Annotated in this window: 18 protein-coding genes and 1 tRNA gene; 7 read left to right on the top strand and 12 right to left on the bottom strand. The window is 63.9% G+C overall.

Going from position 1 to position 14431, the window contains the following annotated elements:
* Positions 1–304 (bottom strand): ATP-binding cassette domain-containing protein (locus ACIP0B_RS25905; protein ID WP_400837436.1); only part of this gene is annotated, 304 nt, incomplete at its 3' end.
* A gap of 552 nt (positions 305–856) precedes the next feature.
* Between ACIP0B_RS25905 and gabP the strand changes: the two genes are divergently transcribed.
* Positions 857–2248, top strand: coding sequence for a GABA permease (gabP, locus tag ACIP0B_RS25900; protein WP_085581870.1), 1392 nt, complete (start codon positions 857–859; stop codon positions 2246–2248).
* A gap of 74 nt (positions 2249–2322) precedes the next feature.
* On the opposite strand, the gene vapC is transcribed toward gabP, so the two are convergent.
* The 5 genes from vapC to ACIP0B_RS25875 all read right to left on the bottom strand — a co-directional run bounded on the left by vapC (position 2323) and on the right by ACIP0B_RS25875 (position 4975).
* Positions 2323–2730, bottom strand: coding sequence for a tRNA(fMet)-specific endonuclease VapC (gene vapC, locus ACIP0B_RS25895; RefSeq protein WP_400837433.1), 408 nt, complete (start codon positions 2728–2730; stop codon positions 2323–2325).
* Complete coding sequence (gene vapB / locus ACIP0B_RS25890; protein ID WP_400837430.1) at positions 2730–2960, bottom strand: type II toxin-antitoxin system VapB family antitoxin; 231 nt, start codon at positions 2958–2960, stop codon at positions 2730–2732. Before vapB ends, vapC begins: the two co-directional genes overlap by 1 nt.
* Before the next feature lie 157 nt (positions 2961–3117).
* Positions 3118–3570, bottom strand: coding sequence for a hypothetical protein (locus tag ACIP0B_RS25885; RefSeq protein ID WP_400837427.1), 453 nt, complete (start codon positions 3568–3570; stop codon positions 3118–3120).
* 6 nt (positions 3571–3576) lie between these two features.
* Complete coding sequence (locus ACIP0B_RS25880) at positions 3577–3990, bottom strand: hypothetical protein (RefSeq protein WP_400837424.1); 414 nt, start codon at positions 3988–3990, stop codon at positions 3577–3579.
* Positions 3991–4009: 19 nt separating this feature from the next.
* Positions 4010–4975, bottom strand: coding sequence for an alpha/beta fold hydrolase (locus tag ACIP0B_RS25875; protein ID WP_400837421.1), 966 nt, complete (start codon positions 4973–4975; stop codon positions 4010–4012).
* 197 nt (positions 4976–5172) lie between these two features.
* Here ACIP0B_RS25875 and ACIP0B_RS25870 point away from each other — a divergent pair, with 197 nt between their 5' ends.
* Both ACIP0B_RS25870 and ACIP0B_RS25865 read left to right on the top strand, forming a co-directional pair.
* A complete protein-coding gene (locus ACIP0B_RS25870; protein ID WP_400837419.1) occupies positions 5173–5628 on the top strand; it encodes a carboxypeptidase regulatory-like domain-containing protein in 456 nt (151 codons plus the stop codon).
* A gap of 93 nt (positions 5629–5721) precedes the next feature.
* Positions 5722–5997 carry a YceK/YidQ family lipoprotein gene (locus ACIP0B_RS25865; protein WP_217894268.1) on the top strand — a complete coding sequence of 92 codons (276 nt, stop codon included), beginning with the start codon at positions 5722–5724 and terminating at the stop codon, positions 5995–5997.
* Positions 5998–5999: 2 nt separating this feature from the next.
* On the opposite strand, the gene ACIP0B_RS25860 is transcribed toward ACIP0B_RS25865, so the two are convergent.
* From ACIP0B_RS25860 to ACIP0B_RS25835, 6 genes are all read right to left on the bottom strand, one after another.
* Positions 6000–6344, bottom strand: a complete 345-nt coding sequence (locus ACIP0B_RS25860; RefSeq protein ID WP_400837416.1) for a hypothetical protein — start codon at positions 6342–6344, stop codon at positions 6000–6002.
* Positions 6345–6469: 125 nt separating this feature from the next.
* Positions 6470–6545: transfer RNA gene (locus ACIP0B_RS25855), tRNA-Phe, on the bottom strand.
* Positions 6546–6647: 102 nt separating this feature from the next.
* Positions 6648–6920, bottom strand: a complete 273-nt coding sequence (locus ACIP0B_RS25850; RefSeq protein ID WP_085639391.1) for an oxidative damage protection protein — start codon at positions 6918–6920, stop codon at positions 6648–6650.
* Complete coding sequence (gene mutY / locus ACIP0B_RS25845; protein ID WP_400837413.1) at positions 6917–7984, bottom strand: A/G-specific adenine glycosylase; 1068 nt, start codon at positions 7982–7984, stop codon at positions 6917–6919. Before mutY ends, ACIP0B_RS25850 begins: the two co-directional genes overlap by 4 nt.
* Positions 7981–10203: an AsmA family protein gene (locus ACIP0B_RS25840; protein WP_400837410.1), complete on the bottom strand. Its 2223-nt coding sequence runs from the start codon at positions 10201–10203 to the stop codon at positions 7981–7983. Before ACIP0B_RS25840 ends, mutY begins: the two co-directional genes overlap by 4 nt.
* A 77-nt stretch (positions 10204–10280) precedes the next feature.
* Positions 10281–10685 (bottom strand): acetyl-CoA sensor PanZ family protein, encoded by a 405-nt coding sequence (locus ACIP0B_RS25835; protein WP_400837408.1) that lies wholly within the window; start codon positions 10683–10685, stop codon positions 10281–10283.
* A 225-nt stretch (positions 10686–10910) separates the two neighbouring features.
* On the opposite strand from ACIP0B_RS25835, the gene ACIP0B_RS25830 reads away from it, so the two are divergent.
* The 4 genes from ACIP0B_RS25830 to ACIP0B_RS25815 all read left to right on the top strand — a co-directional run bounded on the left by ACIP0B_RS25830 (position 10911) and on the right by ACIP0B_RS25815 (position 14342).
* Positions 10911–12575, top strand: coding sequence for an OFA family MFS transporter (locus tag ACIP0B_RS25830; protein ID WP_400837405.1), 1665 nt, complete (start codon positions 10911–10913; stop codon positions 12573–12575).
* 277 nt (positions 12576–12852) lie between these two features.
* Positions 12853–13446 (top strand): imidazoleglycerol-phosphate dehydratase HisB, encoded by a 594-nt coding sequence (hisB, locus tag ACIP0B_RS25825; protein ID WP_085581847.1) that lies wholly within the window; start codon positions 12853–12855, stop codon positions 13444–13446.
* Complete coding sequence (hisH, locus tag ACIP0B_RS25820) at positions 13446–14084, top strand: imidazole glycerol phosphate synthase subunit HisH (protein ID WP_400837402.1); 639 nt, start codon at positions 13446–13448, stop codon at positions 14082–14084. Before hisB ends, hisH begins: the two co-directional genes overlap by 1 nt.
* A complete protein-coding gene (locus ACIP0B_RS25815; protein ID WP_400837400.1) occupies positions 14085–14342 on the top strand; it encodes a DUF2164 domain-containing protein in 258 nt (85 codons plus the stop codon). It abuts the gene before it with no gap.
* Positions 14343–14431 lie beyond the last annotated feature (89 nt).

Below are 14431 nucleotides of genomic sequence, written 5' to 3'. Positions count from 1 at the left end.
GTTGAAACACAAAACCGATCTCGGAGCGCAGGCGGTTGATCTGCTTGCCGGCGGCGGCAACCAGTTCGCCGTGCTTGGCGGCCTTGAGCTTGAGTTCTTCCCCGTCGACCAGGATCTGGCCCTGGTGCGGGTTTTCCAACAGGTTGATGCAGCGCAGGAACGTGGACTTGCCGGAACCGGAAGAACCCAGGATCGAGATCACGTCGCCGTCACGGGCGGTCAGCGAGATGCCTTTGAGCACCTCAAGCTGTCCGTAGCGTTTGTGCAAGTTGCGGATTTCAAGCGCGGGCGTGGCCTCAGCCATGTGCGTTCCTCATATGTGTTGCGCTCCAGCTGTCGGGTGGCCTTCCTGGCGAGGCGGCCAAGCTAGCATAGCGTTTCAATGGCAGCCAACAGCGCTTCGGGCGGTAAACGGGTGGCGTGTGGCAGGTTGTCGCATCGGCACAGCAGACTGTCGCCCCATCAACAACCGAACGGGTGTTTGAACGCGGATTCCCGTGGGTGTCGCGTAAAAAAAGGCGCGATGTTGCCACCTTTGGCGGGGTGTTGGAAGCGCTAACCGGCCGAACGTTGCGGATTCGCCCTTTTATTGTGCATCACACACTTTTTCAGTGTGTTTCTGGTGCGCCCGTTCGTTTGAAAAGTGAGTCGCAGGGTAACGTTCTGGCGAAAGGCCAGTAATCTCAAGGGGTTGCGATGACTGTCCGGTCAGGCTGAAAACCGCAGGCCAGAAGCTTTTGAAACATTTTGGCGCAATATTTGCGTGCAGAATCTGGAACGGCCCGTTGGATTCTTTTTACGAGAAGGAACGCCAGACGGGACGGACTGAATCGCTTTCCTCGCAAAGGTAGTTTCAATGAGCAGTACCCATAGCTCCAATGGCCTCGAACAGGGGCTCAAACCGCGTCATGTGACCATGCTGTCGATCGCCGGTGTGATCGGTGCAGGTCTGTTTGTCGGCTCCGGCCACGCCATCGCCGCCGCCGGTCCCGCCGTGCTGCTGGCCTACGCCGCCGCCGGCCTGCTGGTTGTGCTGGTGATGCGCATGCTCGGCGAAATGGCCGTGGCCTCGCCGGACACCGGTTCGTTCTCCACCTACGCCGACCGCGCCATTGGCCACTGGGCCGGTTTCACCATCGGCTGGCTGTACTGGTGGTTCTGGGTACTGGTGATCCCGCTGGAAGCCAACGCCGCCGCCACCATCCTGCACGCGTGGTTCCCGGGCGTTGAGATCTGGGCGTTCGCGCTGATCATCACTTTCCTACTGACCGTGACCAACCTGTTCAGCGTGAAGAACTACGGTGAGTTCGAATTCTGGTTCGCCCTGCTCAAGGTAGTGGCGATCATCGGTTTCATCATTGTCGGCATCATGGCCATCTTCGGCTTGCTGCCGAACAGCCAGGTCAGCGGCGTGTCGCACATCTTCGACACCCAGGGCTTCCTGCCCAACGGCATGGGCGCGGTGCTGGGCGCCATCCTGACCACCATGTTCTCCTTCATGGGCACCGAGATCGTGACCATCGCGGCCGCGGAATCGAAGAACCCGGGCAAGCAGATCTCCAAGGCCACCAACTCGGTGATCTGGCGGATCGGCCTGTTCTACCTCGTGTCGATCTTCATCGTCGTGGCCCTGGTGCCGTGGAACGACCCGTCGCTGGCCAACCTGGGCTCCTACCAGACCGTGCTTGAGCGCATGGGCATCCCGAACGCGAAAATGATCGTCGACATCGTGGTGCTGGTCGCCGTGACCAGCTGCCTGAACTCGGCGCTGTACACCTCTTCGCGCATGCTGTTCTCCCTGGGCAAGCGCGGCGACGCCCCGGCCATGGCCACCCGCACCAACAACAGCGGCACGCCTTACTGGGCGGTGATGCTGTCCACCGGCGCGGCGTTCCTGTGCACCTTCGCCAACTACGTGGCCCCGGCTGCGGTGTTCGAGTTCCTGCTGGCCAGCTCCGGCGCCATCGCGCTGCTGGTGTACCTGGTGATCGCGTTCTCGCAACTGCGCATGCGCAAGCAGCGCATGGCCCGCGGCGAGAAGATCTCCTTCAGCATGTGGCTGTTCCCGGGGCTGACCTACGCGGTGATCGCTTTCATCATCGCGGCCCTGACCATCATGCTGTTCCAGGACGCCCACCGCGTGGAAATCCTCGCGACCGGCCTGCTGAGCCTGCTGGTGGTCGCCGCCGGCCTGCTGGTGGCCCGCCGCCGCAAGCTGGAGAAGGGCGGTGCGGCAGTCCTGAACTGATCCGCAGCGCCTGATGCGAAAACGGCCGCCCGTCAGTGATGACGGGCGGCCGTTTTCGTTGCGGGCGTCTCGAATCAGCGGGAATTGACCCAGTCTTCCACGCGTAGCCCCGGAACACGCTCAAACTCCCGGACGTTGTTGGTGATCACGATGAAACCCCGCGAGCGCGCATGCCCTGCGATCATGTGGTCGTAGGGGCCGATCGGTGTGCCTGCCTTGGCCAATTCGGATCGGATCATCCCGGTGTGGGCGGCTGCTTCGTCATCAAAGGGCAAGACCTCAAGGCGGGCGGCGAAGCCTTCAATGACGGCGAGATTCCTTTCTGGCGCTGCGGATTTTTCTGCGCCGTAAATCAGCTCCATCAAGGTGACCGTGCTGATGCACAACTGGCCGTGGTGACGGGTGAAGGCCTCGCGCACGACCTGCGGTTTGTTTTTGATCGTGAAGATGCAGATGTTTGTATCGAGCATGAACTTGATCATCAGAACGATTCACGCTCCTGGTCGGCGGGCTGTTCGCGGTCGGTCATGAAGTCCGCGGTCACGTCGTCCCCGTCAAACCAACTGTCCCAGCTCTCTCCGGCAGGTGTGATGATGCGTGTCCTGCCGATGGCGACAACGTCCACCCGTTTGACGTCCACAGGCATCGCAACAGCCTTGGGAAGGCGAACGGCCTGGCTTCTGTTGTTCATGAAGATCGTTGTCTGCTCCATGATGTTCTCCTGTTCTTTGCGCATCTGTGGCTTCAAAGGATAGAGGCGGGAAGGGATATGTCAACGGGATATGTTTGTGCTCCGACAAAGGGATGCACCAACGAAAACGGCCGCCCGTCAGTGATGACGGGCGGCCGTTTTCGTTGCGGGCGAGGGATTATTCGCTCTTTTCTTCCTGCGCCTGCAGCGACTGCCCGTAGGCGTCCAGCGCAATCCCGAAGTCGGCGATGAACTGCGGCTCGCTCATCCAGGCCTGGGCGGCCTCCAGGTCCATGCCGTCGGCCCACATGCGGTAGTCGATCAGCATGTCGGCGGCCAGGTGGGTGGCGGCCATGCCTTCGTTGTCGGCGTTTTCCATGTCCAGCAGTTCAGGGTGGTCGACGATGATGAACGCCAGTTCCCTGAGCAGCGTCAGCAGCATGTCGTTGCGGCTGACGGCTTCGGCTTCGCGCATTTTGCTGAACATCGCCAGGGTGTATTCCGGGATCGGCTCGGCGAGGTGGCCGAGGTCGTCGTCCTGGGCCAGCGGTTTGCGGCCGACCATGCGGATCTGCTTGGCTTTGGCCTTGGCGCGTTTGGCGCGTTTCTGTTGCTTGTTCAGGGATGCCATGGGAACTCAGTCTTTCTGTTGGGATTGCGCGGCGATCGCGTCGGACGCCGCCACATAGTCGGCCTGGAAGGCCGGGGATTCGATCCACGCCAGGGCGCCGGCCTCGTCGGTCTCGGTGGACCACTGGCGGTACTCGAGCAGGGCCGCGAGGATGAAGTCCATCGCGCCTTCCTCGCCTTCCTGCTCGTACACGATCTCCAGCAGCGGGTCTTCGAGGAACGCCGTGCACATGGCCTGCTGGCTGATCTTCTCGGCGTCGATCATTTTCTTGAACAGGTCGGTCAGGTCCACCGACTCGAAGTCGATCCGGTCGTCGTTCGGATCCAGCTCGACCGGCGCCTCGGCGCGCTTGGTGCGGTTCTGCTTGGCCTTGGCTTTGGCCCGGGAGGCGCGTTTCTGCTGCTTGTTGGCGGAGGCCATGGGTGTGTTCCGTGATGCGTTAAAGGGGTTGGCTGCGCGGCAGCTGCCGCCCCGGCGTGCCGGGGGCCAGTTCGCCGCTCTGCAGCCAGGTCAGGGCGATGGGCCATAGTGTGGCTTGGTATGCGCTGCGAAAAAAGGCGAAATGTCCGACTTCCTGTTCGCCGATGTCCTGCGGCTCGATGCGCAGGTGGGTCTTTTCGGCCTGGCTGAAGTAGCCGAGCAGGCGTTCGGTGGCCGCAACGGTGCCGTAGGGATCGTCGCCGATGCTGATCGCCAGCGCCTTCGCGCGTACGTCGGCAAAGGGCAGGCGACCGGTCTTCGCCAGCAGCGCACGCCCGCTCGGGCGCCGCTCGTAGCGGGGCGTAGGCGTGCTCCAGTCGCGCACCACGCCGGCGGGGGTGTCTTCCAGCCAGCCGAGGCGCTTGCCTGGGAAGTAGCCGCAGAACAGCGTCAGCAGCGGCATCAGCACGTGCCATTTGCCGAACATCCTCAAGCGGTGCTCGGGCGCGTAATCGCGCCAATAGGCGAACTGCGCGCCGACGGTGACCAATCGTCGGATCACCTGCCCGGAGGCGCCCAAGCCTGCCGCGCAGCCGCCGAAGCTGTGGCCGATGACATCGATGGGCTGGCCAGGAAATTCCCGCTGCGAGCGCTTGAGCATCGCTTCGAAATCCAGCGCGCCCCAATCTGTCCAGGACGCCTCAAGGCCCCTCATGGACGAGGGCCGCGATTCGCCGATGCCCCGGTAGTCGTAGGTCATCACGTCGAAGCCGTTGGCGAACAGGTAGGCGGCGAAGCGCGAGTAGTGACGGCAGCGCACCGAAGTGGCGGCGTTGATGATCACCACCGGGCGCCGCGCATCGGGCAGCGCGTGGCGCCAGGTGAAGCCGCCCAAGGGGTAGCCGTCGGCGGCGGGCTCATGGAACGGCACGCTTTCCTTGTCGGGCGTTTGGGCACGTGTCGGCGATGCGCTGGGTAGGGTCATGGCGTTCGTGACTGGCGTTGAAGAGGCGAGCATGAACGTTAGCCGGAAGGTTTTGCAATGCGCCCGAACCGGTGGCCGGCAACGCCGTAGTCCGTTTAGTACCCGAGCCAACTCCCAAACAATCTAAAACCCGCCCCGTCCCGCAAAATCTAAAGAGATGTAACGAAGGGGTTCTGAACGAGCCCGGGAGTCGCATCATGAAACGCGTCATTGCATGCATGCTGCCCATCGCCGCTGTGGTTGCGCTGCTGTTTCCGGTGATGGTGCAGGCCACCAGCCTCGAGCCGATCGACAGCGCCGGCGTGCAAGTCCAGCAACAGCAGCAGAACGGCATCAATTACCTGTCCGGCGGGATCGGCCTGGACGAATCGCGGGCCATTCAGCAGTCCGCCGGCTACAACCTGCACATGACCTTCGCCGTCGGCGTGCAGAACCTGTACACCTCGGATGTCGATGTGGTCGTCCAGAAGGCGACCGGGCAACCGGTGCTCAGCCTCAACCAGATCGGGCCTCTGCTCTACGCGCAGTTGCCTCCCGGCAAGTACACCGTGGTCGCCACCCGCAACGGCGAGGTGCGTCGCGATGTGGCAGACATCGGCAGCGGGCCTGCGCGCAACCTGGTGTTCCACTGGAACTGGGAGCCGACCCAATAGCGGCGGGCAACGGGGCGGGAGTTTGCGCACCGATGCGGATAGAATCCCGCCCCTCCTGTTTTTGTGGATGCAAGGATGTCGGTTTTGAAAGGGATGTTGCGTGTGGGTTTGATGGCGGGTCTGGTGTTGTTGCAGACCGCGTGCGGCACCATGATCGGGCGGGTCAGTACGGGCATGTCCGACGTGGATTACTACAAGGGTGTCGACGGGGATCTGCAACTGCTCGGCGTGACCGGCAAGGACGGCAAGCCGGCGGCGATCATCTGCTACTTCATGATCGTCTGTCCGCTGGTCACCGTCGTATCGATGCCGGTGGACGCTGCGCTGGACACCGTCCTGCTTCCCGTCGATTACGTGAACACCCTATAGGGTCACCGCCCGGTGCGCTTGCTCCGCGCACCGGGCGGGCGCGTCTTGCGCCGTATCCAAAGCCCGAACGACACGACGCCCAGCATCATCAGCGTGAAGAGGCCTTGCCAGACGATCTCGAACCAGTACCTGCCTGGCTGCGACGCCAGGGTGTAGGTCTGGCGCGGGCCGGTGCGGTTCATCGTGGTGACCGAGCCGCTGATGAGGCTATCGGCGATCAGGTAGAGGGACGCGCCGATGGCGAAGGCCAGCATCACGCCGACGAGCGCGGTCAGCCAGAACGAGACGCGGCTCTCGCGGTAGGGCGGCGGATGGGGCAGGGGGACGCGGGTGCGTTTCTGGTTCATGGGGCAGGCAACCCTCTTCCGTAAGGGGCGGCCAAAGTACCGCGATTGATGCGGCCCAAACTAGCCTTCAGCAAATCACAGGCATAAAAAAACCCTGAATCTTTCGATTCAGGGTTTTCGGTATTTGGTGCCCAGAGACGGAATCGAACCGCCGACACGGGGATTTTCAATCCCCTGCTCTACCGACTGAGCTATCTGGGCAACGGGGCGCATTAAACGGGTTTTTCAGGGGGGCGTCAAGCAAGTTTTCAAAAAAATTTTAAATTATTCCGTCGCTTACGTTCCGGCCCCCGTTCCGGCGGGTTATTCGGCAGGCGGAACGTAGCCTTCGGCCTGGGCGTATTCCTCGCCGGAGAAGTACTTGTCCATTTCGCCCTGGATGAATTTGCGGTCTTCGGCGTTCATCATGTTCAGGCGCTTTTCGTTGATCAGCAGGGTCTGGTGCTTCTGCCAGTCGGCCCAGGCCTTGGCCGAGACGTGCTCGAAGATGTCCTGGCCCTTGGGGCCCGGGTACGGAGGACGCTCCAGGCCTTCGAGCTGTTCTTTGTATTTGCGGCACATTACGGTACGGGTCATGGCGACACTCCTGCATTCAATACGGCGGCCGCGCGTTCGAGCAAGGTCTTGACCGGGGCGGCGAGGCCCAGGCGCGGCGGGGTGGCGAGGTTATACCAGAGCCAGTCGGCCTCGGCCACGTGATGGCCGGCCTCTTGGACCTGCACCAGCCAGGGTTCGATGGACAGCTGGAAATGGCTGAAGGTGTGGACGAGGCCGGGCAGCGCCTGCTGCTCGCCGAGTTCCAGCGAATGCTGGTCGGCCAGGTGCTGCAGGTCGTCGAGGTCGTCGAGCTCCGGCAGGCTCCACAGGCCGCCCCACAGCCCGGTGGACGGGCGGCGGTAAAGCAGGATGGCGCCCTCGCCGTTGCTCAGCATCGGCATCAGCGTGCGCTTCTGCGGGATCGCCTTGCGCGGCTTGGGGATCGGGTAGCGGGTCTCAAGGCCGAGCATGTGCGCCTCGCAGCCCTTTTCCAGCGGACACAGCAGGCAGCTCGGCTTGCTGCGGGTGCACAGGGTGGCGCCCAGGTCCATCATCGCCTGGGTGTAGGCGTTGACCCGGTCCTTGGGCGTGAAGCGCTCGGCGGCGGCCCACAGCTGCTTCGCCACCTTCGGTTCGCCCGGATAGCCTTCCTGCGCGGTGAAGCGCGCCAGCACCCGTTTGACGTTGCCGTCGAGGATCGGCGCGCGCAGGCCCATGCTGATGCTGGCGATCGCCCCGGCGGTGGACAGGCCGATGCCCGGCAGGTCCGTGAGCTTTTCCACATCCCGCGGGAATTCGCCGCCGTACTGGCTGACGACGATCTTCGCGGTCTTCTGCAGGTTGCGGGCGCGGGTGTAGTAGCCCAGGCCCGTCCACAGGTGCAGCACTTCGTCCTCCGGCGCCTCGGCCAGCGCCTGCACCGTGGGCAGCGCGGCCATGAAGCGGTCGAAATAGTTGAGCACGGTGCTGACCTGGGTCTGCTGCAACATGATCTCCGACACCCACACCCGGTACGGGTTGATGCCCTGCTGCCAAGGCAGGTCGTGGCGGCCGTGGCGGTCGTACCAGTCCAGCACCGCCGTCGAAAACTGCTCCGCTCTCATCGCTTGAACAGCCCCTTCAATGCGTTCTTCAGTTCAGGGCTGACCTTGTCGCCCAGTTTTTCGTCGATCTTCTCGCTGATCCGGTCGCCGGCCAGTTTGCTGGCGACCTGGCCCAGGCGTTCGTTGTCCACCCGGCAAGCCTTGGCGCCCAGCTCCAGCGGCCCGCGGCAGCGCAGCGGCCATTCGACGCCGACGAACTTCTCGCCGACCTGGCACGCCGGATCCGGCATGGCGCTGGTGTCGCCCTCGACGATGATGCCCACGCGGTAATCCATGCCCAGCACCCGCAGGTCCACGTCGCCGTCACCGTTGACGGTCATGCCGGGGATGCGCACTTTCAGGTCCGGGTTGCTGGCCAAACCGTTACGCAAGGTCAGGTTGCCCTTGAGCTCCTGGAACGGGGTGTCCTTGCCGCGCGGCTCGCCGCTGAGGGACTTGCGGTTGAGGGTGGCGATGCCCTTGCACAGTTGCTGTTCCAGGTTGGCGTTGAGCAGCACGCCGTTGTTGATCACGAACCCGACGTTGCCGTTGAGGGTCTCGACCAGCGCCTGCTGGCTGTTGCCGCTGGCGGTGAAGTTGCCGGTGAGGTTGACCAGCCCTTTGACCGGCGGGTTCTTGCCTTGGCTTTCGAGGATCTTTTCCACCGGGACGCGGTTGATCCGGGTCTGCAGGTTCAGCGCCGGCGCGCTCGGGCGCACGTCGAGGGTGCCCTTGGCTTCGAAGTCGCCGTTGAACAGTTCGCCGCGCAGGTTCTCCAGGGTCAGCAGGCCGCCCTGGCCGGTGGCCTTGAGCGCGGCGTTCTGGATCGGCAGCTTGTCCAGGGTCAGCTGACCGAAGGTCAGGTCGGCGTCGACATCCAGTTTGCCCAGGCGCTCCACCGGGAACAGGCGCTCGGTGCTCCAGGCGCTCTTGCTCGGTTTTTCCGGCAGCGGCGTGGAGCCGGCGCCGGCCATGGCGTCGGCCTCGGTGCTGGCGACTTCGGCCTGGCGCACCTGGGCGGCGCTGCTGGCCTGGGCGGATTTGGGCGGCAGGTAGCGGTCGACGTTGAACGTGTCGGCCTTGAGGATCGCCCGCAGCGATTGCTTGGCGAAATCCTCGACGGCGATGCGGCCGCTGAAGCTGCTGTCGTCGAGCTTCAGGTTGATGTTGTCGAACGCAACGCTGGTCGGCGTGGCCGAGACGCGGCTGACCAGCTCGACCTTGCTCAGGCTGCCTTCGGCCATGGCCGGCAGGGTCTGGCCGATGCTGTCGACGAACTTGGCCAGGTCGAACTGGGCGATGGAAATGCCGCCGCTGATCTGCGGCGTCTTGTCGAGGTCGTTGGCCTTCAGTTCGCCCAGGGCGCGCAACTGGTTCACGGAGATCTTGATGCCGGTCCATTCGGCGACGTTCGCGGCCTTGTCCAGCAGCATCTGGCCTTGGGCTGCGAATGTGACGGTCTTGCCCTGCAGCGGGTCGCCGGCCAGTTCGCCGCTCAGCTTCAGGTCTTCGAACTTGTAGCGCTGCAGCGCGCGCTCGAAGCGCAGTTCGCCGTTGAGTTCGGTGCGCACGCGCAGCACCGGCTGGTTGGTGCCGAGGAACGCGGTGGCCTTCACCGGAATGTTGGTCGAATCGTGGACTGCGCCGGTGCTCAGCTGGATGCTCTCGGCGCTGAACTGCTTGCCGGTCTGCTCGTCGTTGTATTCGACGCGGGCGTTGTTGACGGTCAGGCTGTCGATGTCCAGGCGGATCGGCTGGGCCGGTTTTTCCGGCTGGGCCGGCGCTTCGGCGGCGGTCGTGCCTGGCGCAGGCGGCGGGGCGCTGCCGGCCGGGGCCGGCACCTTGCCGATGTCTTCCCAGTTGCCGTGACCGTTCTTGTCGCGGTTCAGGCGCAGGTTCAGGCCTTCGACGCGCACGTCGCTCATCTGCACCTCGCGGCGCAGCAGCGGCAGCACGCGCACGGACAGGCCGAGCATCTGCAGGTCGGCGAACGGTTCGGCAGGCTTGGCCAGGGTCGCGACGCTGGCCTCGTGCAATTCCAGGCCGAGCCACGGGAACAGGCTCCAGCCGATGTCGCCGTTGAGCGTCAGTTCGATGTGGGCCTTGTCGCGGGCAATCTGGCGGATTTCGTCTTTGTAGTCGTTGGGATCGAAGAGGTGGGTCAGGGCAAAGCCTGCCGCCACGATGATCAGCAACAGTCCCAGAAGCACCAGACCCAGGATTTTGCCGAACGCTTTCATGGGCGAGTCCTTGTGTTAGTCGAATTCGTAATTTAGCCGGGGAGTATAGCGCCGCATGCCCTCCGGCTGGTGTGGCTTCACGCGGGCAGCACGTCCAGCGGCAGATGCAGCTTGGCCGCCAGTGCCTGGGCCTCGAGGTGGCCGGACGGGGCTTGCAGGCGCAATTGGGCCCCCGCTTGCGACGCCATTTTCCGCGCTTCGTTCACCAGGCGTTCGGCAACGCCACGGCGGCGGGTGACTTTTCTTACACACAAATGGGACAAGTACCAGACGCTGCCCTGGGGGTGCAGGCGCGCCGCCCCCAGCAGGCGGTCATTGAAGCGCCCGGCGATGAGCGAGCCGTCGGCCAGGGCGCCCTCGATCAGCTGCAAAGCCCCGGAATACGGCGCGAACAGCCAGGGCGGCGCATCGCGGTAGATCTTCTGCAGATCTTCCTGATCCTGGAAATCGGCGGCGTTCAGCGCCTGGACAATGATCGGCATGGCGTTTTCCTGAGTGATACGAGATCAGATGACGTGAAAAAGGTGATGTCAGTTTGGTTTTTCTGTCACCTGCAAATGGTAACCTTCGCCCGTTCGTCGGCCCTTCTGCGACTTAACGTCGCGCCTTCAAGGAGCTTCACCCCAAAACAACGGTCATGCCTGCGTGCATCAAGGCCGAGGGTGGGCAGTGGCTGGCGAACCATACTAACAATTGGGGGATACACAATGAGCACGAGCATCACGGCGGACGGCCTTCGCGCCGCCGAGCCCGCGTTCCTGTCCAAGGAACGCATCATCGCCAAGCCCGGCTTCAACCGCTGGCTGGTTCCACCGGCCGCGCTGGCCATCCACCTGTGCATCGGCATGGCCTACGGTTTCTCGGTGTTCTGGCTGCCGCTGTCCAAGGCGCTGGGCATCACCGCTCCGGTGGCCTGCTCGCCGGACATGAGCTTCATCGCACAGGTCTTCTCTTCGCAATGCGACTGGCCGATCTCCATGCTCGGCTGGATCTACACCCTGTTCTTCATCTTCCTCGGCTGCTCGGCGGCGATCTGGGGCGGCTGGCTCGAACACGCAGGTCCCCGCAAGGCCGGCGTGGTGTCGGCGCTGTGCTGGTGCGGCGGTCTGCTGATCTCTGCGCTGGGCATCTACACCCACCAGATCTGGCTGATGTGGATCGGCTCCGGCGTGATCGGCGGCATCGGTCTGGGCCTGGGCTACATCTCACCCGTCTCGACCCTGATCAAGTGGTTCCCGGACAAGCGCGGCATGGCCACCGGCATGGCGATCATGGGCTTCGGCGGCGGCGCGATGGTGGGTGCTCCGCTGGCGACCGCGCTGATGGGCCACTTCGCTTCGCCGCAAGGCGTGGGCGTCTGGCAGAGCTTCGTGGCGATGGCCGCGATCTACTTCGTGTTCATGATCGGCGGCGCCCTGGCCTACCGCGTTCCGCCGACCGGCTGGAAGCCTGAAGGCTGGACCGCACCGGCGAAGAAAGCGGCGAACGCGATGATCACCCACCGTCACGTGCACGTGAATGTGGCGTGGAAGACCCCGCAGTTCCGTCTGGTGTGGCTGGTGCTGTGCCTGAACGTGTCCGCCGGCATCGGCATCCTCGGCATGGCTTCGCCGCTGCTGCAGGAAGTGTTCGGCGGCAAGCTGTTGGGCAACGACCTGCCGTTCGGCCAGCTCGACGCCTCGCAACTGGCTTCGATCGCGGCGATCGCCGCCGGCTTCACCGGGCTGCTGAGCCTGTTCAACATCGGCGGCCGGTTCTTCTGGGCCTCGTTCTCGGACTACCTGGGCCGCAAGAACACCTATTTCGTGTTCTTCGCCCTGGGCTTCGCGCTGTACGCGCTGATCCCGAACCTCGGCCACCTGGGCAACGTCGCGCTGTTCGTGGCGGCGTTCTGCATCATTCTGTCGATGTACGGCGGCGGTTTCGCGACCGTTCCGGCTTACCTGGCCGACCTGTTCGGCACGCAGATGGTCGGCGCGATCCACGGTCGCCTGCTGACCGCCTGGGCAGCCGCCGGCGTGCTCGGTCCGGTGCTGGTGAACTACCTGCGCGAGTACCAGTTGAGCATCGGCGTCGAGCGCGCCGCGGCCTACGACATCACTCTGTACATCCTCGCCGGCCTGCTGGTGCTGGGCTTCCTGTGCAACCTGCTGGTGCGTCCGGTGGCCGACAAGTACTTCATGACCGACGCCGAACTGGCCGCCGAACAGGCGCTGGGCCATGACAAGGGCGCCGACAGCAGCACCGTGCTGGAGTGGAAAGCCGCGCCGGGCAGCAAGCCGCTGGCGATCGCCGCATGGCTGGCGGTGGGCATTCCGCTGGCGTGGGGCGTGTGGGTGACCCTGCAGAAGACGGCGGTACTGTTCCACTAAGCCCCACCGGGCGGGCGCGGGCTCTTGTGGCGAGGGAGCTCGCTCCCGCTCGGCCGCGCAGCGGCCGCAAGCCGTTAGGGGCCGCTGCGCCCCCCGGCGCAAGCAAGCTCCCTCGCCACACCGACCCGTCCCGCATCCGCAATGGCTTGTATGGACATGTCTACCCGCGACAGCCGGGCGTCCTGTCCGTCAGTCATCTCACCTCCCGTGTTTCTGTTTCCCGCCCGCGCCCCTATAATGGCTGCCTTTTTCGCCCAATGATTTTGCGGAGCTGGTGATGGCCGAACGTAAGGCGTCTGTCGAGCGCGACACTCTGGAAACCCAGATCAAAGCCTCGATCAACCTTGATGGCACCGGAAAGGCCCGATTCGATATCGGCGTGCCTTTTCTTGAGCACATGCTGGATCAGATCGCCCGTCACGGGTTGATCGACCTCGACATCGAGTGCAAGGGCGACCTGCATATCGACGACCACCACACCGTCGAGGACGTCGGCATCACCCTCGGCCAGGCGTTCACCCAGGCCATCGGCGACAAGAAAGGCATCCGCCGCTACGGCCACGCCTACGTGCCGCTGGACGAAGCGCTGTCGCGCGTGGTGATCGACTTCTCCGGCCGTCCGGGCCTGCAGATGCACGTGCCGTACACCCGCGCCACCGTCGGCGGCTTCGACGTCGACCTGTTCCAGGAATTCTTCCAGGGCTTCGTCAACCACGCCAACGTCACCCTGCACATCGACAACCTGCGCGGGCACAACACCCACCACCAGATCGAGACCGTGTTCAAGGCCTTCGGCCGCGCGCTGCGCATGGCCGTGGAGCTGGACGACCGCATGGCCGGGCAGATGCCATCGACCAAGGGCGTGCTGTAATGCAGACAGTGGCGGTTATCGATTACGGCATGGGCAACCTTCACTCGGTGGCCAAGGCCCTCGAGCACGTCGGCGCCGGCAAGGTGCTGATCACCAGTGACGCAGACGTGATCCGCGAAGCCGACCGGGTGGTGTTTCCCGGCGTCGGCGCGATCCGCGACTGCATGGCGGAGATCCGTCGCCTGGGGTTCGACGCGCTGGTGCGCGAGGTCAGCCAGGACCGTCCGTTCCTCGGCATCTGCGTCGGCATGCAGGCCTTGCTCGACACCAGCGAAGAGAACGACGGCGTCGACTGCATCGGCCTGTTCCCGGGCGCGGTGAAGTTCTTCGGCAAGGACCTGCATGAAGACGGCGAGCACCTGAAGGTTCCGCACATGGGCTGGAACGAAGTGAAGCAGTCGGTGAGCCATCCGCTGTGGCACAACATTCCGGACCTGGCGCGGTTCTACTTCGTGCACAGCTACTACATCGCCGCCGGCAACGCGCGGCAGGTGGTCGGCAGCGGCCATTACGGCGTCGATTTCGCGGCGGCCCTGGCCGAAGGCTCGCGCTTCGCCGTGCAGTTCCACCCGGAGAAGAGCCATACCCACGGCCTGCAGTTGCTGCAGAACTTCGCGGCGTGGGACGGTCGCTGGTAAATGGCCGTCAAGAAGAAACCGCCGATCCTGACCCTCACGCCCGAACAGGAGAGTGAGGCCAACCGCAAGATCCAGCGGTTCATGGAGGATCGTTTCGAACTCGACCTGGGTTCGTTCGAGGCGGCGGAGATTCTTGACCTGTTTACCCGCGAAATCGCACCGCACTATTACAACAGGGCGATCTTCGATGTGCAGACCCAGCTCAAGGAGCGGTTTGAAAGCATCGAAAGCGACCTGTGGGCGCTCGAGAAAAACTGATTTCCGAGCCAAGCTGAACATTCAAATCTGAAGGTTTGCCAGATGCTGTTTATTCCCGCTATCGATCTTAAAGAGGGTGAATGCGTACG

This window comes from Pseudomonas sp. NPDC089534 (genome assembly GCF_044749305.1).
GTDB classification, from domain to species: Bacteria; Pseudomonadota; Gammaproteobacteria; order Pseudomonadales; family Pseudomonadaceae; genus Aquipseudomonas; species Aquipseudomonas ekonensis.
This window is presented reverse-complemented; position numbering and strand designations above follow the sequence as displayed.